16 protein-coding genes are annotated in these 21,904 nt (G+C 72.0%); 5 read left to right on the plus strand and 11 right to left on the minus strand.

Going from position 1 to position 21,904, the window contains the following annotated elements; genetic code table 11:
• Nucleotides 1-36: 36 nt before the first annotated feature.
• Entirely contained in the window at nucleotides 37-993 is a 957-nt protein-coding gene (locus IPQ09_07910) for a PEGA domain-containing protein (GenBank protein ID MBL0194136.1), read from the minus strand.
• The gene (locus IPQ09_07915) at nucleotides 990-2,354 is read right to left on the minus strand and encodes a serine/threonine protein kinase (protein ID MBL0194137.1); all 1,365 of its coding nucleotides are present in this window, start codon (nucleotides 2,352-2,354) and stop codon (nucleotides 990-992) included. Before IPQ09_07915 ends, IPQ09_07910 begins: the two co-directional genes overlap by 4 nt.
• 123 nt (nucleotides 2,355-2,477) lie before the next feature.
• On the opposite strand from IPQ09_07915, the gene sthA reads away from it, so the two are divergent.
• The 3 genes from sthA (at nucleotide 2,478) to IPQ09_07930 (ending at nucleotide 4,916) form a co-directional block, all read left to right on the plus strand.
• Nucleotides 2,478-3,899, plus strand: a complete 1,422-nt coding sequence (gene sthA / locus IPQ09_07920; GenBank protein MBL0194138.1) for a Si-specific NAD(P)(+) transhydrogenase — start codon at nucleotides 2,478-2,480, stop codon at nucleotides 3,897-3,899.
• A 150-nt stretch (nucleotides 3,900-4,049) separates the two neighbouring features.
• Entirely contained in the window at nucleotides 4,050-4,385 is a 336-nt protein-coding gene (locus tag IPQ09_07925) for a hypothetical protein (protein MBL0194139.1), read from the plus strand.
• A 63-nt stretch (nucleotides 4,386-4,448) separates the two neighbouring features.
• Nucleotides 4,449-4,916 carry a hypothetical protein gene (locus IPQ09_07930; GenBank protein MBL0194140.1) on the plus strand — a complete coding sequence of 156 codons (468 nt, stop codon included), beginning with the start codon at nucleotides 4,449-4,451 and terminating at the stop codon, nucleotides 4,914-4,916.
• Between the two features lie 18 nt (nucleotides 4,917-4,934).
• Here IPQ09_07930 and IPQ09_07935 read toward each other — a convergent pair whose 3' ends face one another.
• The 9 genes from IPQ09_07935 to IPQ09_07975 all read right to left on the minus strand — a co-directional run bounded on the left by IPQ09_07935 (nucleotide 4,935) and on the right by IPQ09_07975 (nucleotide 18,188).
• Entirely contained in the window at nucleotides 4,935-6,293 is a 1,359-nt protein-coding gene (locus IPQ09_07935; GenBank protein ID MBL0194141.1) for a hypothetical protein, read from the minus strand.
• Nucleotides 6,294-6,428: 135 nt separating this feature from the next.
• Nucleotides 6,429-6,896 (minus strand): hypothetical protein, encoded by a 468-nt coding sequence (locus IPQ09_07940; GenBank protein MBL0194142.1) that lies wholly within the window; start codon nucleotides 6,894-6,896, stop codon nucleotides 6,429-6,431.
• Nucleotides 6,893-8,275: a radical SAM protein gene (locus IPQ09_07945; GenBank protein MBL0194143.1), complete on the minus strand. Its 1,383-nt coding sequence runs from the start codon at nucleotides 8,273-8,275 to the stop codon at nucleotides 6,893-6,895. The genes IPQ09_07940 and IPQ09_07945 overlap by 4 nt, the downstream gene beginning before the upstream one ends.
• Nucleotides 8,272-12,018: a glycosyltransferase gene (locus tag IPQ09_07950; GenBank protein ID MBL0194144.1), complete on the minus strand. Its 3,747-nt coding sequence runs from the start codon at nucleotides 12,016-12,018 to the stop codon at nucleotides 8,272-8,274. The genes IPQ09_07945 and IPQ09_07950 overlap by 4 nt, the downstream gene beginning before the upstream one ends.
• Nucleotides 12,015-13,103 (minus strand): hypothetical protein, encoded by a 1,089-nt coding sequence (locus IPQ09_07955; GenBank protein MBL0194145.1) that lies wholly within the window; start codon nucleotides 13,101-13,103, stop codon nucleotides 12,015-12,017. Before IPQ09_07955 ends, IPQ09_07950 begins: the two co-directional genes overlap by 4 nt.
• On the minus strand, nucleotides 13,100-13,720 hold the full coding sequence (locus IPQ09_07960; GenBank protein MBL0194146.1) for a hypothetical protein: 621 nt from the start codon (nucleotides 13,718-13,720) through the stop codon (nucleotides 13,100-13,102). Before IPQ09_07960 ends, IPQ09_07955 begins: the two co-directional genes overlap by 4 nt.
• A 64-nt stretch (nucleotides 13,721-13,784) precedes the next feature.
• Nucleotides 13,785-15,476, minus strand: a complete 1,692-nt coding sequence (locus IPQ09_07965) for a serine/threonine protein phosphatase (protein ID MBL0194147.1) — start codon at nucleotides 15,474-15,476, stop codon at nucleotides 13,785-13,787.
• A gap of 76 nt (nucleotides 15,477-15,552) precedes the next feature.
• Complete coding sequence (locus tag IPQ09_07970; GenBank protein ID MBL0194148.1) at nucleotides 15,553-17,178, minus strand: hypothetical protein; 1,626 nt, start codon at nucleotides 17,176-17,178, stop codon at nucleotides 15,553-15,555.
• Nucleotides 17,175-18,188 carry a hypothetical protein gene (locus tag IPQ09_07975; protein ID MBL0194149.1) on the minus strand — a complete coding sequence of 338 codons (1,014 nt, stop codon included), beginning with the start codon at nucleotides 18,186-18,188 and terminating at the stop codon, nucleotides 17,175-17,177. Before IPQ09_07975 ends, IPQ09_07970 begins: the two co-directional genes overlap by 4 nt.
• 330 nt (nucleotides 18,189-18,518) lie before the next feature.
• On the opposite strand from IPQ09_07975, the gene IPQ09_07980 reads away from it, so the two are divergent.
• Both IPQ09_07980 and IPQ09_07985 read left to right on the plus strand, forming a co-directional pair.
• Complete coding sequence (locus IPQ09_07980; protein MBL0194150.1) at nucleotides 18,519-20,279, plus strand: hypothetical protein; 1,761 nt, start codon at nucleotides 18,519-18,521, stop codon at nucleotides 20,277-20,279.
• 107 nt (nucleotides 20,280-20,386) lie between these two features.
• Entirely contained in the window at nucleotides 20,387-21,889 is a 1,503-nt protein-coding gene (locus IPQ09_07985) for a transglutaminase (protein ID MBL0194151.1), read from the plus strand.
• The last annotated feature ends 15 nt before the right edge of the window (nucleotides 21,890-21,904 follow it).

A 21,904-nucleotide genomic window follows, 5' to 3' on the forward strand; every position in this document is an offset into this window, starting at 1 on the left:
TCCCGGCGGGTGCTTTGGTTGGTCGTCATTCGTGCCTCAGAAGGTCAGCAGCGGACCGCTCACTTGGCCGAGCGTGCCCGTGTCCGCGGGGCGCGTCGTATTGACCAGCACGATCGCCGTGACCGCGCCGGCCGCCGCGACGCCGACGACCCCCCAGAACCACGCGCGCGCGTAGAACGGCGACGTGGCCGACATGGAGAGCTCCACCTCCGACCGCTTCTTCGCCGCGACCATCACGACTTTGTGGGTGTCCTCGAACCCCTCCTGCTTCATGACCACTTGGTGCTCGCCGACCGCGGCCGACCGCTCCACGGGCGGCTGCCCGAGGTCTCTCCCGTCGAGGTACACCCGAGCCCGCTGCGGCCCGCGGATCACGAGCAGGCCCTCTTCCGCGCGCGTTGGGTAAAGGTTCGCGCGGACCTTCGTGACGCCACCCCCGGCGAGGTCGACCACGGTCGTGAACGGGAAGTGCCCGTCGAGAGTGACCTCGATTTGCGCCGTGCCCGCGTTGACGTGGAGCGGCGCGCCGGTGACGACGCCGAGAACGCGGTCGCGAACCACGAGGCGCGCGCCGGGCACGTTGCACACGATCACGAGCTCCGCAACGCGCCCTCGCACGTCGGCCACGAGCTTGTCGATGCCGGCGACCTTCGCGCGGAGCTCCGGCGCGGCCGTACGCGAGAACTGCTCGAGATCGACCAGTGCCTCGGGGTAGCGGCCGAGCGCCTCGTACGACCGACCGCGGTTGTAGAGCAGCGCCGGGTTCGGCGCGAGCGCGTACGACTGCGTGTAGAATGCAATGGCATCTTCGTGCCGGGACGCGTCGAACATCTCGTCGCCACGGCGCTTGAAACGCGCGGCCTCGGTCGCGTTGTCCGTCCCGGGCGGCGTGGGCTGGTCGGCCCACGCGGGCGCCGAGAGCGTAGGGAGGACGAGCGCGGCGAGGAGGCATGATCGAGCGCAGAGCCGCGCGAGCGGAGCGAGATATCTCATAGGCGAGGGGGCGTAGTCGGAGGGGTCGGGGGAGCGCCGTGGCCGCCGTGGCTGCCATGACTGGTGTGCGCAGGTGTCGGAGGGGCCGCCGTGGCGAACACGGGCGGCCTAGGGGGGGGCACCGACTTTGCGGAAGACGTGGCGAGCGGTCCGGGAGCGCTCGGGGCGGCCGCCGAAATCGCGGCGGTGGCGGACATCGCTGGGGAAGCGACGCTCGACGACGCGGTGGCGCTGGACGCCGCGGCCGGCGCGGTAAGCGGCGGCCGGGTGTCCGTCGCGTCGCCTTGACGGCCGCGCACCGCGAGCGCCGTCGCCGCGAGCGCGGTGAGCGAGAGCAACCCCACGGCGAGCGGCCAGCGGAGGCGGCTCGGCGAAGACGTGCTCCCGGGGGCGGTCGCGCCCACGGCCCGCTGCGTGGCTTCGAGCGCGGCGACGGCCGCCGTGGCCGGCGCGGCGGCGCGATGCGTGACGGGGGGCGGAGGCGACGCGGCCGACGACGCGGCGGTCGGTGGGCCGAACACCTCTCCGAGCGCCGCCCGGAGCTCGGCCGCGTCGCGGAACCGGAGCGCGGGCTCCTTGCGCAGACACCGCGCGACCACGGCGCAGAGGCTCGCGGGGAGGTCGGGGCGCGCCGCCGAGAGATCGGGCGCCTCTACGTCACGGATCATCGTCGCGAGCTCGAGCACGTTGTCGGTGTCGAACGGAGGGCTCCCGCTCGCGACCTCGTAGAGGGTGGCGCCGAGGCTCCACACGTCGGCGCGCGCGTCGACGTCGCGCGAGGAGGCCATTTGCTCGGGCGCCATGTAGAGCGGCGACCCCATCGCCGCCGCGCTGCGGGTCACGCTCGAGCCCGGGGCCTTCGACACGCCGAAATCGAGCACCTTCAGCGTACGTACGCCCGCGCCCCCGTGCGCGGGGCTCGCGAGGAACAGGTTCGCCGGCTTGATGTCCCGGTGCACGATGCCGAGGGCGTGTGCGACGGCGAGCCCCTCGCACGCCTGGCGCCCCCACTCGACGACCTCCTCCGCCGACAGCGGGCCGCGCGCAGCGAGCTCGTCGCCCAGGTCGTGGCCGTCCAGGTACTCCATGACGATGTACGGCTCGCCGGACGGCGTGCGGCCGAAGTCGAACGCGCGGCACACGTGCTCGCTCCGCACCTTGGCGGCGGCGCGCGCCTCGGTGAGGAAGCGCTGCGCGCCCGCCTCGGAGGGTGCGCCAAGCAAGAGCTTGATCGCCACGCGCTCGTCGAGCTCGAGGTGCACGGCGGCGAACACGAGGCCCATCCCGCCCTGGCCGAGGACCCGCTCGATCCGGTATTTCCCGTCCAGGATGGCTCCTGGCGAGAGGGGAACGGCGTTCATTTCGCCTCCGCGTTGACCCACAGCGCGCGCACAAGGGCACTCTACCCGCTCGCGCCCGCCTTGTCCGCGCGGCGCGCGACCGCGACCGTCCGCCGCCCGTCGCGTTCGTGCTATCTGCGCGCGATGGTTCCGCTCTCCCCGGTGACGCCGCTCGGCCCCACTCACGTCGACCTCATCGTCCTCGGCTCCGGCCCGGGCGGTGAGGGCGCGGCGATGAAGGCCGCGAAGGCGGGCCTCAGCGTGGCGGTCGTGGAGCGACACCACGACGTGGGCGGCGGCTGCACCCACTGGGGCACCATTCCCTCCAAGGCGCTCCGTCACGCGATCCGCACGGTAGCGGAGTACCGCGCGAACCCGCTGCTCGCCTCGCTGACGGCCCACGTGCAGGTCGACCTGCCCGCGATGCTGCGCTCGGCCGACGCCGTCGTGCGCTCGCAGGTGCAGCTCCGCCATGGCTTCTACGAGCGCAACCGCGTGAGCGTCATCCGCGGCACCGCGCGGTTCCTCGATCCGCACACCGTCGAGGTGGAGGCGCCGCACGGCGGAAAGAGCCGGCTCGTGGGCAAGGGCGTCATCCTGGCGCCCGGCGCGCGGCCGTACCACCCGCCCGACATCGACTTCGACCACCCCAGGGTGCGCGACAGCGACACCATTCTGCGCCTCGACTCGAACCCGCAGTCGCTCATCATTTATGGCGCTGGCGTCGTCGGCTGCGAGTACGCCTCGATGTTCCGCACGCTAGGGATGAAGGTCACGCTCATCAACACGCGTGACAAGCTCCTCTCGTTCCTCGACGACGAGATCGTCGACGCGCTCGCCTATCACCTGCGCGACCAGGGCACCGTGATCCGCCACATGGAGGAGTACGAGAGCGTCGAGACTCACGACGACTACGTCGTCATTCACCTAAAGAGCGGCAAGAGCCTCAAGGGCGATATTCTCCTCTGGGCGAACGGCCGCACGGGGAACACGCAGGGCATCGGCCTCGAGGCGATCGGTCTGACGCCCGACTCGCGCGGTCAGCTGAGCGTCGACGGGCACTTCCGCACGGCGCTGCCCCACGTGTACGCGGTGGGCGACGTGATAGGCCCGCCCGCCCTCGCGAGCGCCGCCTACGATCAGGGGCGCGCCGCCGCCACGCACTTCGCCGACGGTGGAGCGGAGCCGTTCACCCGTGAGATCCCCACAGGCATCTACACGACCCCGGAGATAAGCTCTCTCGGCCGCAACGAGCGAGAGCTCACGCTGGAGAAGGTGCCTTACGAGGTGGGGCACGCGCTCTTCCGCAGCCTCGCGCGAGCGCAGATCGTGGGCCAGCCCGTGGGCATGCTGAAGATCCTCTTCCACCGCGAGAGCCGTAAGGTGCTTGGCATTCACTGCTTTGGCTATCAGGCCGCCGAGATCGTGCACATCGGGCAGGCGGTGATGTCGCAGCCCGACCCGCACAACACGCTCGACTACTTCATCACGAACACCTTCAATTACCCCACGATGGCCGAGGCCTACCGGGTCGCCGCGCTGAACGGCATCAACCGCTGCTTCTGAGCCCGCGCGCGGCGGGGGGCGGTGCGGACCGAGCGCCGCGGGACACACCAAGAGCCTGCCGTCGCGGCCGCCGTTGACCCCGCGTGTGGCGCGGGGCACCGTGGGCGCTCGGCCGCGTCGAGGGGACGAGGCCCACCCGAAAGGAAACCCATGAAGAAGTTCCTCGTACTCTACAAGGCCCCGAGCTCCTCCTTTCAACAGATGATGAGCGCGACGCCCGAGCAGCAGAAGGCGGGCATGGACGCGTGGATGGCCTGGGGCGCGAAGGCCGCGGGCTCGATCGTCGACATGGGCGCGCCTCTCGGAAAGAGCCTGCGCGTGACCGCCACGGGGTCGAGCGCCTCCTCGAACGACCTCGGCGGCTACTCCGTGCTCCAGGCCGAGTCGAAGGAGGCGCTGGCGGCGACCCTGCAGGGGCACCCGCACTTCATGACGCCCGAGGGGTTCATCGACGTCGTGGAGATCATGCCCATTCCCGGCATGTGAGCGCCGAGCGCGCGGGGCGCGTTTTTCGGGGCAGACGGCGAGAACCGAGGGCACAATGCGCGCATGCGCACACGCCTCGTCCTCCTCGCCGCTCCACTCTGCCTTGTCGTGCTCGCCGGGTGTGGCAAGAAAGACAAAGAGAAGGTCGCCGAGCCCATCGCGACGGCTTCGCCCACCTTGACGGCCACCACGCAGGGCGCGGCGTCCGCCGTCGCGCCGCAGGCGCCGGCGCCCGTCGCGGTCCCGCCGGGGTCCCCGCCGCCCGACGGGAAGTACGAGCGGGTCGTCGTCGACGGGGTGACCGTGCCCATGATCCACGTAATGAACGGGGGCAAGGTCGTGCTGGTCGACACCGACGGCGCGAAGCCGCGGTCCTGGGAGGAGCAGTACAAGCGCAAGCGCGAGCTCCCCGCGGGGCAGTTCGATGTCCACAAGACCAACACGAACAAGAACGACTCCTTCGAGGACGACGCGATCGACAAAGAGGGGCTCTGGGTGGTCGACGCGAAGGGCAACATCACCAAGCGCTGAGCGGGTCCGAAGCGCGGCTCAGAGGGCGAAGCGCTTCGCGAAGGCCACGGCGACGGCCACGTCGCCTGGCTCCGCGCGGCGCCCTTCGCCGAGCCGGGCGACGAGCGCGGAGACGGTGTCGACCACCTCGAAGGGCGTGCCGGGGCACGCCACGCACTCGAGCGCGTGCGCCTCGGCCTGCGCGGGACCGCTGACGCCGGCGCGCACGAGCTCGTACTCGACCTCCCGAAACCGTGCGACGAGCCCGGGGAGCCCGTCGTCGGCGCGCACCATCGACGCGAGCGCGGCGGAGGCCATTCGCACCTCGCGGTGCTGCGGGTTGGCGCGGCTCGGCTGCTGGCGGAGGAGCGCCGCGGCGTTCACGGCGCGGCGCACCAGCTCGGAGGGGCTGCCTTGCGCCGACATGAGGCGCGCGGCCATCTTGTAGACGAGATCGTCGCCGCCGAGCATGTGGGCGAGGCGCGAGCACAGCTCGCCGAAGCGGGGCACGCCCGCGGCGGGCGGGTTCCACGCGAGCAGGCACTTCGCGGCCCCGAGCACGACCGGGGTGTTCCGGAACCCGGCGTTCAGGAGCGCGCGGCGCGCGTCCTCGAGCAGGCGCGCGGCCTGCTCGGGGCTGCCGGCGACGCTCGCGTTGCGCGCGCACGTCACGGCTGCGTCGGGCGCTTGATTCGCGGCGCCGAGGCCCGCTCGGTAGGCCGCCAGCGCCTGCGGGATCGGGGCCCCGGTCTTCATGAGGCCGATGACCACCTGCTCGCGGTTCTTGCGCACGAACCCCACGTTGTTCGACAGCGCGTTGATGTCGCCCGCGAAGGCCGACATCTTCCCCTCGACCTTGTCGAAGGCTCGCAGAAACTCGTCGATCTCCGCGGCCGCGAACCGTTCCAGCCGAATTTTCAGCTGGCGGCGCACGCGCCAGCCTTTGTGGGTCAGAGCATACACCTCCGACCCGAGCGCCGGACACCCGACCCAGCCTGCGCCTGGCGCGACCTCGCGCGCCTTCGCCATGAGCTCGCGCATGGCGGCCACACAGCGAGGGTCGGCGAGGTGTGCGAGGGCGCGGCGCATGAGGACGCGGCTCTCCTCGCGCTCCGCGAGCACGGCCTTGGGGGTCTTGACGCGGTACCAGTCCTTCTGGAGCTCTTCCTCGGTCTCGCGCAGCACCTGCGCGAGGCCCTGGGTCGCGTGGGCGTCGTCGACGCTGCGGCGCGCGTACTGCGCGACGACGGGCGCGAGCCACTGGAACGTGGCGACGTCGTCCGGATCGGCCTCGAGCGCGAGGCCGCGCTTCAGGAGGTCTTCAATCTCCTCCGACGTGACGGAGAGCTCGTTCTTCTCCAGGCCCCGCAACAGGGCGGCCGCGCGCTCGCAGTTCATGCCTTCCTCCCTTCGGTCGGGCGGCATGGACACGTCGCTCGCCGGCGGCTCGCTTGCGTGTTCATGGCGACACCTCGCCGCCGGCTCGGGGCCGCCATCGACCTACGTTCGCGCCTTCGTCGCTCACTTCGAGGTTCATGACGTTCGCTCCCTCCGCTTCGCGATCGACGCGCGCAGCGCGAAGACCGGCTCTCTGGCGCGCGCGACGACGACGGGCGGCCCCTTCGGCGTCGCGCGGGCGGCCTCGAGGACCGCGAACACGTGCCCCTCGACGCGCTCGCGCGGGGGGTCTTCACCGTCCCACACGAGCTGCACCCCGGCCACCCCGAGATCGCGGAGCGCAGCGACGAGCGCAGGCAGGTGCCTCGCGCCGCGCTCGGTGACGCGCGCCACGACGATCGCGCCAGCGACGGCGTCGCGCCCCAGCGCCTCGAGCCGGGGGCGGGTCCGGAGCCGCACGACGGGGAGCCCGCGCGTGCCTACCACCGCGGCGCGAGCGGCGGCCTGCGCCGCGCGACGGGCCGCGGCGATGACACGCACGAGCCGGCGCGCGAGCCCAGGGTCGCGGACGTTCACCTCCACGCGCACGTCGGCGGCGCTCACCCGTGCCTCTTCTCGCGGAAGAAGCAGTTGTTCATGCAAGTGAGCGGGCACGCGTCGATGAGTGCGCGGGTGCGCGCGTACGCCTGGCTATTCCACACGGCCTGCACGCTCGTGAGCCGCGCGTCTCCGTGCGACCACGGGAGCCGATAACAGGGCTTGATCTCTCCGCGGTGGTCGACCGCGAGGAACGCCTCGCCGACGCGGCAGGCCACCTGGAGGGCCTCGCGGGAGGAGTCCACGAAATAGCGACGGAGCAGCTCGAGCCGCTCGGGCGTCGCGTGGACGAAGGCGCCGTACTCGGCGCGCAGCTCGGCGAGCTCGTCGAAGAGGCTCGCGAGGTCGCCCGCGCGGTCGTCCGGCCACAGGTGCGCCCCCCGCAGCCGATCGTCGCGACGCACGATCCTCCCCTCGTGAAACGAGCCGTGCTGGAGGTTCACCGGCTGAATGTTCACGCCGTCGCACCCCTCCTCGCGCGCGCGGCGGACGAGCGCGGCGATCTCGTGCACGTTGGCGCGCTGGATCACCGTGGAGACGTTCACGCGCAGCTTCGATCCACCGCGGGCCGCGCGGGCGCGCGCCATTCGACGCACGGCTCTCCAGGCGTTCTCGCCGGCCTTGGCCACGCCCGTGATGGCGTCGTGCGTCGCGTCGGTCGCGCCGTGGATGGAGACCGAGACGGACAACACTCTCTCGGCGAGCTCGGTGGCGATCTTCTCCGAGACGGGGAAGCCATTCGTGGTGATCGTGACGAGGTGGCCGAGCGCGTTCGCGTGGCGAATGTGGTCGAGCATCGCCGGGTCGCGGAACGGCTCCCCCGCGCCGGTGAGGGCGACGCGGCGAACGCCCCACGCCGCGGCCTGCTCCATGAGCGAGCGCACCTGCGGGACCGTGATGGTGTGCGGATCGCGCGTGGTGGCGCGGTTGCCACACATGTTGCAGGCGAGCCCGCACAGGTCGTTGGTCGAGATGTCGAGCGCCGGCGGAGGGAGAAAATAAGGGCGCCCGCTGGCCAGCTCGAGCCGGAGCGAAGGTCCGCCGTGGCGGCTCAGCGCCTCCTCGTGGAGGCGGCGGAGGGTGGGCGCGAGCTCGCCCTCGCGCGCGACCACGGTGCGATCGTCGGCTAGGTCCTCGGCCGCGAGCACCGCCGTGATCGACGGCGCGAGGCCCGCGGGCAGGTCGGCGAGCTCCCGCAGCGTCCGCGAGAGGAGCCCGAGGTTACCCGGGTCCACGTGCCAGCGCAGGGCGCGCGGCGGGCTGGGGGCGTTCGGGATCGCGTCCAGCGTCTCGCGTACGGCCGCGAGCGCGGCGCCCGGGCCTTCGGGTGTACCCGCGGCGAACAGCACGGACGGGCGGGGCTCGGCGGCGGCCGTGGTCGTCATGACGGGGCCACCGCCTCGACGGCCACGAGCAGATCGTGGGTGCCCCCGCGGCAGGTGCCACACACGGGCATGCCTGCGCGCCCCGCGAGCATGGCCTCACGGAAGCGGCGGTAGCGCTCACCGCGCCAGACGGAGAGAAAAGGTGTCTCGAAGACGTTCCCCATGACGAACTCGGGCCCCATGTCCGGTCGCAAATAGCAGCACGGCGTGACCGAGCCGTCGACGTTCACGACCGTGTGGTCCCACGCCATCGTGCAGAACGCGTGGTGCGTGTTCGGCGTGACGCCGTCGGCCCCGTAGCGCGACAGCAGCCGTGTCGCCGGCACGAGCCCGCGCGAACCTTCGTCGTCCGCGCCCACGGTCTTCACGCGGAGCGCGTCGACCCCCCACTCGCGCGCGAGGCGTCGCATCTCGGGGAGCTCGTGCTCGTTGTGGCGCATGGCGATGAACTGAAGCTCGATGCGGGGCTTCGCGAGCCCGAGCCTCTTCTTCTCGGCGCAGAGCCGGGCCACGGAGCCGGCGACCCGGTCGAACTCGCCGTCTTTCCGGAAGGTCTGGTAAGTCGCCTGGCTCGCGCCGTCGACGCTCAAGATCAGCACGTCGAGGCCCGAGAGAAGCAACGCCTCGCCGCGCGCGCCGTCGAGGAAGTGCACGTTCGACGAGACCTTGACGACGCCCACCCCCGCCGCCTTCGCGTGGGCGATCATGCCCGGGAGGTCCCGATTCAGCAGCGGTTCTCCATAGTTCCACAGGGCTAGGTTGCGAAGGCGTGGCGTGAGCTGATCGAGCACGCCGCCGAACGCGCCGAGGCTCATCTGCGGGAGCGGCTTGATCTTGCCCGTGCCCGTGGGGCACGTGGGGCACGCGAGGTTGCACAGGTTCGTCGGCTCGATCATGCCGGTCTCGGGCCCGCCGGCGGGCACGGCCGAGAGGTAGCGCATGAGCTCCGGCGGCGGCACGACGGTGGCGCCCCGATCGCCGAAGAAGCGACGCAGCGCGTGGGCCTCGGGCACGGCCCGCACGGCGATCGCGTCGCTGGCGCGGGCGTCCGGCGTGAGGAAGAGGCGCACGACGCGGACGCGATCGATCGACGACGAGGGCAGCCCGCGGAGGGTCTCGAGGAGCGCGCTCGCGCTCGGGAACGGCACGCCGTGCGCGACCTCGACGGCGCCGACCAGGGGCAGCGCGTGGGCCTGGAAGTCGGCCTCGACGAAGCGCCGAAGCTTCACCTCGACGGTCGGGCGGTGGCCGAGCGACGCGCAGTCCGCCAGGACCTCGGGCAGCAAGCGATCGCCCTCGCCCGTAGCGCGGAGGCGGACCCCGCGCTCGCGCTCGATCGCGCCGCGGAAGCTCGCGGCCCGCGCCTCGCGCTCGCGTCGCATCGACGCCGCGCGCTCCCGGGCGGCCCGCGCGAGCCGCGCGCCATCGGGCGAGGCCGAGGTGCGGAGCGGGCGCGCCGCGGCGGCGGTCCACGCGTCGAGCACACGCCCGCACGCGCGCGCCTCGGAGAACGACGCGACGGCGCGCGCTCGTGAACGCGCGCCGAGCTCCGCCGCGAGCCCCCGCTCGTCGAGCACACGCGCGAGGGCCCGCGCGGCGGCGACGTCGTCGCCCGGGGGGACGAGGAGCCCCGTGCGCCCGTCCTCGACCGCCTCGGGGATGCCTCCGCTCCGCGACGCCACCTGCGGCACGCCGCTCGCCGCCGCCTCGAGCAGCGCTACGCCGAACCCCTCCACGTCGCTCGGGGTGGGCTCTTCCGCGAGCAGGGCGAACACATCGGCCAGACGGTAGAGCGCGGGCAGCTCGTCCTCGGGCACGCGACCGGCCGCGACCACGCTCGACGTGACGCCGAGCTCGTCCGCGAGCGCGCGGAGCTCGGCGTGAAGCGCGTCGCTCGCGCCCGTGTAGACGAAGCGGAGGCGCGGGCGCTCGCGCGCGAGGCGCGCGACGGCGCGGACGACGGTCGCGTGACCCTTGCGCGGGGCGAGGCGTGACACCGTGAGCACCACCTCGTCGCCCGGCTCGAGGCCGAGGCGCGCGGCGAGCGCTCGCTCCTTTGGCCCGCGATGGCCCGGCTCGAACCGTGAGACGTCGACTCCGTTCGGAAAGACCCGGGCCCCTTCGACGCCGCGCGCACGCGCGAGGGAGGCGGAGAACTCCGACACCGCGAAGACCCCCGCGGCCGCACGAAGGCCTTCTAGTTGTTTGATTTCATACGACTCTTCGCGGTCACCGTGGTGCACCCACGGCGCGAGGAGATCGTTGCCGTGTACGCTGACCGTGACCACCGCGGGCAGGCTCGCTTGAAGCGAAGGGACCCACGGCGCGAGCCCCGCGTGGCACAGGTGCACCACGTCGGGCTCGTCACGCAGCGCCTGCTCGAGGGTGGCGAGGAGGTCGGCCTCGAGGTCGATGCGCCCAGGGCGCGGGCGCGGGCGAAACATCGGGAGCACGACGCCCTCTGGCAGGCCCGACACCGCGGGATCCCCCGCGCCGAGCCGCCGCGTCGTGTAGACGCGGACGTCCACTCCGCGCGCGAGCAGCTCTCTCGCGAGGGCCCGCGCGACGGTCTCCATTCCACCGAGGCGCGGCGCGAGATCGTGGGCCACGAGGACCACGCGGCGCACGGGACCGCCGGGGCGCAGCACGGGCGAGAGCACCGCCTCGGCGGCCGCGCGGTTCCCGGGGACCAGAGGCGCGCGCTCGTGCGCGGCGGACATGGCGTCGAGCGCGCCGGGGGTGGTGAGGAGCACCTCCACCCTGGACGCGATCGACCGCGCCTCGGGGCGCGCGAGGACCGCGGCGCCTACGCGCGCGAGGCGGCGCGCCCTCGCCGATTGGTCCTCGGACTTCCGATACGCGGGGACGAGGACGGCCGGCTTGCGGAGCGCACGCAGCTCCGCGACGGCGTTGTAGCCACACTGCGACACGACGAGGGTGGCCGACGCGAGGAGCGGGCCGAGGTCGGGGAGCGCGCCTTTCACCGTGAGCCCGCGCAGGCCCCGCACGCCCTCCGGCGGCGCGCCGTAGGGGCCCGTGACCAACACGGTCTCGAGGCTCGGCACGCGGGCCCGCGCGAGGAGGTGGGCGTCCGCCACGGCGCGCATGTACCGCCGCGCGTCGACGGGCTGCCCGCCGCCGCCCGCGAGAGCGACCACTCGGGGCGCGCCTTTCCTCGCACGCGACGGGGCCTGTAGCGTCGCGCCGGGGCGCACCACGGGACCCACGACCCGCACCGAGAGGCCCGCGGCCTCCAAGGGCCGCGCGTCGACCTCGCTGGGCTCGTGGGGCACCACCACGCGATCGAACGCGCGGGCCGCGCCGCTCGCGAGGAAGGCGGCGAGCGCCTCGGGCCGCAGCTCGCGGAGCACGAGCACCGTGCGGGCGCCGAGCTCCGTCGCGCGCGCGACGAGCCTCGGTGGAGCGTGCGTGTCGAACACCACGACGTGGGGCGCGAACGCGCCGAGCGCCGCCCCGAGCGCCGCGTCCTCTTCGTCTTCGAGAAGAGCCGTCTCGACGCGCGAGGGATCGGCGTGGGGCTCCGCCAAGCGCGCGGGAAACTGCACGAAGTCAACGCCGGCGGCGGTGAGCATCGATGGATCGCGCGCGTTGGTGAGCACGAGCACCTGGCTCCCGGGCGACGCGGCGAGCACCTCTTTGGCGACGCACATCGCCCGGACCAGGTGGCCGAGCCCGACGCCGTTGATCGCGTGAAACGCGACCCGGAGCGGCGCGGGCTTCACGCGGACCTCGCGCCGGCGAGGTCGAGGAGCGCGTCGGCCGCGCGCGGCGCACCGTCGGCTCGGAGCGCGCACGCTCGGTCAGGCCGCGGCGCGCGGAGCCACGCGAGGGCCGCGGGGAGCCCAGCGTCGTCCTCGAGCGCGAACGCGAGCCCCTGCTCCGCGAAGCGCCGGGCGCGCGCCGCTTGATCGTCGAAAGGGCGCGGGCACGCGTAGAGCACCGCGGGCACTCCTGCGTGCGCGAGCTCGTGAGCGGTGTTGTATCCCGCGGCCGCGATCGCGCCATCGAACGCAGCCATCCATGGGCCGAGCGGCGCGCAGCGGAGGGGCACGAGCCCGCGCGGGAGGAGCACGCCGTCCATCGCGAGCGTCGCGAGCGGTCCCGCCGCCACGGCGACGACGCTCCCGGGGTCGTGCTTCCGCGCGGCGCTCGCGAAGCGCGCGGCGCGCTCGCGGGCAGCGCCATCGCCTCCACCGCCCGACGTGACGAGGAGGACCCGCGCGTCGCGAGGGAGGCCGAGCCGCGCGCGCGCGGCCTCCCTCGACGCGAGCTCCTGGGCGCGAACAATAGGTGGAACATGCACACAGTTGACGCCAGGTACCGGCGTCGTCTGCGTGGGATCGTCCGCGACGATCGCGAGCGCGCACGCGGCGAGCCCTGCCGCGAGCGGCTCCGCGGTCCAGCGCTCGACCGGTACGTGACGACGCACGAGCACGCGCCGCGCGTGCCCCTCGAGTGCGCCGGCGAGCTCACCGTGCGGGCCCGAGGGGAACGTGTCGACGACGACGAGGTCGGGCCCGAATGACTGAACGGCGGCCTCGAGACACGCGCGGACGAGGCGCCGGCGCTCGGGATCGGCGAGCCCGGCGCGGCGGGCGGCGTCAGGCGCAGGCAGGCGCAGCAGCGCCACGTCGGCGCCCCCGAAGAGCGCGTCGGCCTCGGAGGTCGTGGCGAGGAGCGAGGCGACCTCCACGCCGCGGGCGCGCCCTCGCTCCGTGAGCGCGGCGGCGATGGCGAGCGCGCGCGTGACGTGCCCCGCGGAGAACCCGTCGTTCGCGACGAACATCGCGCGGAGCGGGCGACTCACGAGACGTCGTAGTCGTGACCCGTCGGCGCCGCCGGCCCTTGGTCGGCCTCGCGGTCGAGATCCACGAGGTGCGCGGGATGGTGGCGGTCGTGGTGGTGATGGATGACGTGATGCACCCGCACGCCACCCCCGCGGAAGACGCCTCCGCCCCCACGAGCCGGGGCAGGCTGCGCGGGCGGGCGGCGCCGCTTCGGCGGCCGGTGGTCTTCCCACATGTACGCCTGGTACCGCGAGCCCGTCGTCGCGTAGGTGCTCCAGTGCGTGGACGGATCGTGGAGGAGCGGCCACAGCTGCGGGTCGAGGCGGCGATTGGCGAGGTAGTTGCGCCGATCCTGCGGCGCGAGGTTCTGGCGGCGGACCTCCTCGAAGAACGCGTCCGCGCCCGCCGGTCGATACACCGACTCGATGAGCGCGATCCCCTTCTCCGTGAGACGGTACCGGTCGGCGAGCGGCCACACGCGGTCCCAGCGGGCGACGTACCCCTGCGCCTCGAGACCGGCGAAGATCGGCGCGTGGGGATCGGCCTCGGCGATGGGCCACTCGATGACGTCGCCGTCGTAGAGGTGGCGGAGGATCAGGTAGGCGATCGAGGTCGCCCTCGCGTCCGCGAACTGCATGGTGACGATGCTACACAGGACCCGCGCGCCGTGCGACGCGGTTCGGTGCCCGCGCCACCCGCCCTCAGGCGCGGTGCTCGATCTCCGGGGGGATCTTGAAGAACGCGTTGCGCTGCGGGTCGTTGTACGACTCGAAGTCGGGCGCCCACGGGGTGATGCGCGCCTCCTCGCCGTGGTGCTCGATCGTGAGCGCCATCGGCGTGACGCTGCGGTACGTGCTCTCGGCGGGGAGATCGCCGTTGTCCTTGCCGCCGGCGGAGAACAGCGTGATGAGCCGGCCGCGGTCGTCGTCGTACTGCAGGTGATAGCCCGCGTTCACCTTCTCGTGCCCGCGGATCATCGTGTTCATGCCGACCTTCTGCATGAACGCGCGAAACTGCATGCGGCCGAACATGAAGCGCGACGCCTTGTCTTGCAGATCGGCCGGGATCACGTCGGCCGCCGACGGATCGCTCCACATCATTTGGAAGCGCAGGTCGGGGTCGTTCAAGCTCGAGAGGTCCTTGTAGCGCTCCTTCAGCAGGCGATCCTTCGCGATGCCACCGTGGACGAAGAAGATGCGGTTGAACAAGAACACGTTCGGCATCGCCTCGAAGAGCTCGCGGTAGTGCCGGAAGACGTCGATGCTGAGGTGCGGCTTGAGGGTGTTGATCGCCTCGGCGGGCTTCACGCCGCCGTACATGTTGCCCGCGTGTTCGATGTAGTATTCATGGTTTCCGCGGAGCACGATCACGTGGTCCGGCGCGGTCACCAGGAGCTGCATGACCAGACGCAGCACGCCGTTCAGGCTGAAGAGGCCGCGGTCGATGTAGTCGCCCAGCAGGACGAGGATCGGGTAGGGCTGGGTGGTCGGGCTCGCGCGGTAGGCGTCGACCTTCTCGAAGAAGCGCGACTGCATGAGCGCGGCCTTGAGCACGCTGTAGCAGCCGTGCAGATCCCCGAGCACGAGCAGCTCGTGGCGCTGGCCAGGCTTGGGCTTGCGCACGTACACGTGGCCATCGAGGAACGCGCCCTCGAGCTCGTCGACCTTGTGCTTGCCCGAGAGGCGACCGGCCCCCTCGGCCGCCTGCCTCTTCAGGACCTCGAGGCACCGATCGATGAGCGCCCTGTCCTTCTCGACCTGCGCGAGGATGCGATCCCGATCCTTGGAGAAGTGCTGCTCCATGGGCTCGAAGAACGCGTGGTTCTCCTCGCTGCGCGGCATGGGCACCTGCGGATGGACGCTGGACCTGTGGCTCGGCACGGGCACGTCCAGCTCGATGTCGAGGTCGAGGTCGAGATCGGCGTCGAGCAGCGCGGCGAGCTCCGCGCGGAACTCGATCTCCGCGGGGTGTGCCTCGCCGTCGGCCATGAGGAGGTCGTCGATGCTCGCCATGAGGTGGTCTTGGCCGGTGCGGTCGAACGACTTGAAGATCTCGAAGCACTTCGACTTGAGGCGCCCGTGGACGAACACCGTGGGGTCCTCGTCGGTCGACACGGACTCGGTGAAGAGCTCCTTCACGTTCTGGTCGATGCCCTCGAAGACCTCGAGGAAGTGCCTCGTGTACTTCTGGACGATCTCGGTGCGCACGTCCTCGGCCGCGCCCGGCATGGCGTGGCGCGCGCGGGCGTCGATGAGCTTGTGGATGTAGTCGCGCACGAAGGTCTTCTCCGCGGCGTCGAAGTCCCCGTCGATGTAGCCGAACGTCACGAGGTAGAAGATGATGGCGTTCATCTCCTGCTCGGCCATGGTGGGGTCGTCGCTGAACTTGAGCATGGCGAAACCATAGCGGGCTCTTCCCCCGTTCGGGAAGGGCCGCTTGCGGGCTCGCCGCGCCGCGTCGTCGGCGCGGTCAGCCGAGCGCGAGAGGCGGCACGCTGGGACGCGCGCGTCGCTTGCGACGCACGAGCGCGAACGCGAAGCCCGCGAGGCCGAGCGCCGCAGCGCCCGCGCCCGCGTCGGCGCCGGCGGGCACGCCGGGGCTCGCGGAGCAGCCGCTGGTCGTGGTCGTGGTCTCGCCCCCGCTCCCGCCGCTCGGCGAGGCCCCAGGCCCCGCGGGCCCGCCCGCGCCTGGCGCCGCGGGGTCCTCGGGGTTCGACGGATCGACCGGCGCCGCGGGCGGATCGCCGATGGCGCCGCCGTCGTCGCGCCCGGGCTTGCCGCCGTCGGTACCGCCACCGCCCGGACCACACATGGAGGCGATGAGGCAGTACTTCTCGCCTGCGCCGAGGTCCTCACAGCAGCCCGCCCCGCCCGGGAGATCGGCGCAGTCGCTGGTCGCCGTGCACGGCTTTGAGCAGAACGACTGCGTGGAGGTGTAAATGCAGGTGTCTCCACCCAAATTCGGGTTGCAGGTCGGCAGGTTGGCGTTGCCGGGGAACTTGCACGCGTCGCCGAGCTTGCCCTTCGGGTCGTACGGCGCGGGCCCGGGCACGGCGCTGCAGGCCTGCCCGCTGGGCGCGAGGTTCACAGAGAGCGTGTACGGGCCGGCCTTCGACGAGTCGGTCCCGAACGTGTCGGCGACGACGTAGTAGGTGCCACAGCCGACCTGGTGGGTGAAGGTCGAGTCGTGGCGCGCGATGCACGCGTTCGTGTCGAGCGCGCCGAGCAGCTGCACGTCGATGTCGCTCGCGGCGTCGTCGGAGACCGACACGGTCAGCGCTCCCGGCTGCGTGATGGTGAGCTTGTAGATGTACTCGGGGCCCTTCTGCCCCTTGGTGGCGTCGAGCCCGCAGCCGTCGAGCATGCGGCTCAGCGACTGGCGGGTGTCGCGCGAGTCGGTGAAGGGGAACGACGTAACCGGGATCGGGTTGTTCAGCGTGCCCGCAGGCTCGGTCGCCGTGGTGCCGGTGATGTTGTTCGCGCGGCGCGGCGTGTACCCCTGCACGTGCGCGAAGCCCCCGGTCTGGTTGATGTGCACGTTGTAGCCCAGCGACTCGTAGAACACGGGCTCGCCGTTCGCGAGCTTGTGGCTGAACATCGCCACGTGGTAGCCGGCCTTGTTGTAGACGTCGCCGGCCAGCATCGCCGACTGCGCGATGGCGCCCGAGGTCTCGGCCATGCTCGACGTGGTGAAGTGGCCTACGCCCCACGCCTGGCTCACGAACCCGGAGCAGTCGAGGCCGACGGTGCAGCTCAGGATGCCGTCGGTCGCCTGAGAGCCGGCGCCGAGCCCGCGCGCGATGCCTTGGTCGAACGTGAAGAGCGACATGTAGCCGCCCCAGTCGTACGGGAGCCCCACGTAGTCACCGGTGACGGAGAGAGAGCGATAGCTCGCGTTCTCCGACGAGCACGTGCCGCGCTGGTTGGCCGCGCCGCTGCGCCAGGGGTGGTACGTGAAGCCCTTCGCGCGCGACATCACCTCGTCGCGCGTGAGCGCGTGCGACGTGCCGGGGAGCGCGGTGACCGCGCAAGCGAGCGCGGCGAGGACGGAGACCAGGGCGGCGCGCGGGGCGGTGCGGACGGTGCGGACGCTCATCGTGACTTCTCCGCGACGGCAAACGTGGTGATCTGGAGGCCGTCGGTCGCGGGCTTCGCGAACGTGAGGCGGCCCCGCGAGAAGGTGAGCTCGCGGTGGGGGACGAAGGCGCCGGGCGCGCCGAGGTTGGAGCGGAACACGACCGCGCCGGTGGCGGCGTCGACGCAGACCGCCTCGCGACGGACCGAGACGACCGCCGTGTCTTCGAGGGTCTCCACGCGGAGACAGGCCACGTTGCCGGTCACGCCGACGACGCGGGCCGAGGCCCCGCGGCCGATCGCCACGCGGCCAACCTCGACGGCTCTCCCCTGCTGCGCCTCCGCGTCGGCGCGAACCGCCACGAGCGAGAGCAGCCCTCGCTCGTCGCGCAGAACTTGGAGGCCGGCGCCGTCGGCGCGCTCGGCGACGCCCTCGCGCTTGGAGTGGAGCACCTCGGCGGGAGAGAGCGGGAAGGTGGGGCTGCCGAGCAGGTAGCGCTCCTGGTGCGCCGACACGACGGTGACCCGACGCGAGACCCCGAGCTCGATGCGCTCGGCGTCCTGGAGGATGCGGTAGTCGAGCTCGCCCTGGCGTGCGCCGGTCGGCGTGTACACGACGATCTTCGGCGTGGTCGTGCGCTTCACCGCGAAGGCGCCGTCGGGGCCCACGGCGAGGTCGTCGGCGTCGCGATCGACGCGCGCGATCTCGCGCACCGTGCCCGCGGGCTCGACCTTGAGCACGCGCCCGTGGAGCGCGTCGAGGACCAGCAGCTCGCCGTTCGGGAGGGTGCCGACGGCGGGCGCGCCCATCGCCGCGCGCTCGGGGAGGGCCGGCGCGAACCCCAGCTGGCCGGCATTCTCGCCGAACGCGAGAGTGAGCGAACCGTCCGCGTGGAGCGCAGCCCGGGTCGACGCCGCCTCGTGCGCGGCGACCTTTTCGCCTTCGGCGGTGGTCGTGCAGCCCGTCACGAACCCGAGCGCCACGCTCGCGAGAGCAAGGGGAACCAGACTGACCAAGACGTGTTTTCTCATGCTTCGAGCCTTCCCCGGGGGTGCGCGACGCCGTCTCGCGTGGCCCTACGACCGCTGAGCGAGAGGCGCAAACTGCGCGAGGCTGCTTCGTGGCCCGAAATCAAGTCGCGGTCAAGAATGGATGGTATACTTCGATGTTGTTCGCCGCCCGCCGCGGCAGCTCGATGGATCGTTCGAGGTCCATGGATCTCCCAAGAAATTTGCGCCACGAGAGTGACTTGAGACTGGAATCCGGAGAGCCGACTGCTAAGCCAGTTGCTTCGGATCAGCCCACCGCACATCTCGCACCTTCCCCCCTACCCTCCTCCACTGCCGCTCACGAGGCCCTCCATGTCGAAGCGACTCTTCTCCGCCCTTCTCCTGTGTACTCCGCTGTGTCTGGCTGGCGTGTCGGGGTGCAGCGCCGAGGTGAACCCCGGAGACGAGTCGGAGGAGGGCTCGGGCGACGATCACAAGCTCTCGAACGACGAGCTGGGTGAGAGCGGCGAGGCCGTCACCGAGTCCGCGGGCGGCCCTACCGCCGTCGCGTTCGCGAGCAACCCCGCCGCCGTGTGGGACGCCACGAACAAGTGGGCCGACACCGACACCGCGGAAGCCAAGAAGGCGGGCGTCGCGTGGGGCGCGAACTCGGGCCTCAGCTGGGAAGAGAAGTACTCGGCGTGGTTCAAGAGCTTCAAGCTCGTGAAGGCCGAGGTGGGCGGCTGGTCCGCGACCGCGCAGACCTGGGAGTTCCCGACCCCCCAGGGGAAGGTCTCGAAGGCCGGCGTGCTCGAGTGCGCCGACACCGCCATGGTGATGCGCATCGTGTTCGCCTCTTGGTACAAGCTCCCGTTCTACCTCGCGGGCTGGTCCAACGGCGGGCCGCTCTACGCGGGTCACTTCGGGTTCGTCACCCGAACCGGCGCGACGGCGAGCGGCTTCCCCACGTTCCGCACGCTCTACAAAGACTACTCCGCCACCTGGCAGCCGGGGCAGGCCTGGCCGAAGGACCAGACGCTCCGCGGGCGTCACATCGGCACCGACGACCGCGTGCCGTGGATCAACGACCCGGCGGACGCGGGCGCGGGCGCCTGGTACGACGACCTGCTCCTCAACAAGCGCGTCGGCTACTTCCTCCGCATCGTCGACGGGTACTTCGGCAGCGTGAACCTGGCCGACGGGCAGAACATGTTCCACATCAAGCCCACGGCCGCGCAGCCGGGCGACGTGCTGGTGGAGCGCTTCCAGAAGCAGGGCATTGGGCACACGCTGCCCGTGTACCTGGCCGAGAAGGTCACCCCCACGCGCATGCGCATCGGGGTGTGCTCGGGCAGCATGCCTCGTCGTCAGGCCATCTGCGACTCCCCCGAGGACTCGCAGCACTGGTTCACCAACGCGGCCATGGGCGGGCCCGGCAACGGCTACGACGACACTCCGTACGCCAAGCTCGGCGGCGGCCTGCGCCGCTACCGCACCCCGGTCGTCTCGGGCGGCAAGTGGAGCAACGTCGTCCCGCTCGCCTCGCGTGAGGTGTGGGTTCGCGACGAGGACGTCGCTGGCATCGCGGCGCGCACCGCCGAGTTCGAGGAGCTCCTCAAGCCCGGCTCGCCGGAGGAGCAGCGCGACGGCGCCCTCCGCCTCATCGAGGCCGCGCGCACCCGCCTGATGAGCACCCCCGCCACGTGCTCGGGCCGCACGGCCCGCGAGGACGGCTTCAAGGCCCTCTACCGGGTCATGCAGGCCTCGTTCAACAAGAACAAGGCCGCGGTCGACGCCGAGTACCGCAAGCTCGAGGACTACGCGTTCGCCGAGCTCGAGTACCCCAAGTCGAAGACCTGCTGCTGGAACTCCACCAACGCGGCCATGGCGTCGATCGTCATCGACTACGCGAAGAAGGAGCAGGCCCGCGCCGACGTGCAGAAGATCTGCAAGGTCACGGTCTTCAAGGCGGGCGGCGGCGGCAAGCCGAACTACGACCTGTGGAAGGCGCACGCCGCGAGCCTCGGCCGCGCGGCCGAGTGGAAGGAGTGGTCGGAGGACGAGCGCTGCGAGCAGCGCGGCGTCGCCGAGGACAGCCTCACCGAGGCCGCCAAGGCGAACCAGTGCCAGTGAGCCGAGTGACCGACGGACGCTGACCGAGCGGAGACTCGGACGCGTCGACGAGGCGCGCCGCCCCCGGGGTGGCGCGCTTTTTCTTTTGGTCGCGCTATCGTGCTGCGATGGCCACGCGACCGACCACGCGACCCCGCGAGCGCAACACGGCGGCGTCGCTCGCGCTCGCGGGCGTTGGGTGGGCGCTCGCGATGGCCATCCCGCTGCTCGCGGCGTGGCTCGCCTCGTCCCTCGCGGCCTACGCGCACCACCGCGCGTGGCAGTCGGCGCTCATCGGGGTCGTGCTCTTCCCCCTCGCGCCGGGCGTGTGGGAGCTCGCCGCGACCCTCCGCGCCGGGCCGGGCAAGCGCGCGCTCGAGCGCCGCGATCGTCTGCTCCTCCGGACGCTCTTCCTCAGCGTGGCGTTCCTCGTCGTGTTGGTCGCCCTCTTCCCCAAGAAGGCGTTCACGGCGCTCGCGACCCGCGGCGACTGGATGTTCGACGGGCGCACCGGAGAGGCCGCCGACAAAGGGCGCGCCCTCACCCACGCCGCCGCGCGCGGCCTCGAGTGGCTCTACCTCGCCGCCCGCGAGGAGCCCTTCGACACGAGCGACAAGCCCCCTCCCGCGAACGAGCTTGGGGGTGAGCCGGCACCGAGCGCGCGCGTCCAGCCCTCGGCGGCGCCGCCCCCGAGCGCGACCGGGTCAGCCCCGGTCGACGTCGCGCCCACCTCGACCGCCCCGCCGCCCGCGCCCGCGAAGCCCGAGTTTGTGTGGCCGGCGCCCGCAAGACTCTCGCCGCTCGTGCAGACCCTCCCCGCTGAGGCGGAGGCGTCACCCGCGACGCTGGGCGCTTACATCGCCCAGCACGAGCCCACCCAGAGCGAGCGCGCGCGCGCCGTCCACGACTGGGTCGCCGACCGCATCGCGTACGACGGGCCCGCCTACCGCGAGGGCCGCAGGACGCCGCAGGACGCCGCGACCGTGTTTCGCACGCGGGTCGGCGTGTGCGCAGGCTACGCGCGCGTCTTCGCGGAGGTCGCGAAGGCGGCCGGGCTCGAGGCGCGCTACGTGGTGGGCACCGTCCGCGGCCTGGGCATGCGCCCCGACGGCGAGCTCCACGCGTGGAACGCCGTGAAGATCGACGGCGCGTGGGCGCTGGTGGACACGACGTGGGACTCGGGGCACCTCGACGGCGCCAAATTCATCAAGGAATACAGAACGATATACCACCGCACGCCGCCCGAGGCGTTTCGCGTCGACCACCTCCCCGACGAGGCGCGCTGGCAGCTCGCGCACGATCCTTGGGAGCGCGGCGAGTTCTTCCGGCGCCCCATGCTGAGCGCCGAGTTCTTCGCCGACGGGCTCGGACTGCGGAGCCCGGAGCGCTCGCAGGTCACGGTGAACGGCGCCTTCACGATCGAGCTCGAGAACCCGAAGCACCTGTTCCTCATCGCCGAGGATCACAACGCCGGCACGCGACACTCGTGCGCGGTGACGCGCGAGGGCGCGAAGGCGGAGGCGCGGTGCCCGGTAGACTCCATGGGCGCGCACGACGTGAAGCTCTTCGCGTCGACCGTGCAGTACGGCACGTACCATTACGTGGGACACTTCGAGGTGACCCGCTTCTGAGGCGAAACGGAGAGG

The organism is Myxococcales bacterium (genome assembly GCA_016720545.1).
Taxonomy (GTDB): domain Bacteria; phylum Myxococcota_A; class Polyangia; order Polyangiales; family Polyangiaceae; genus JAAFHV01.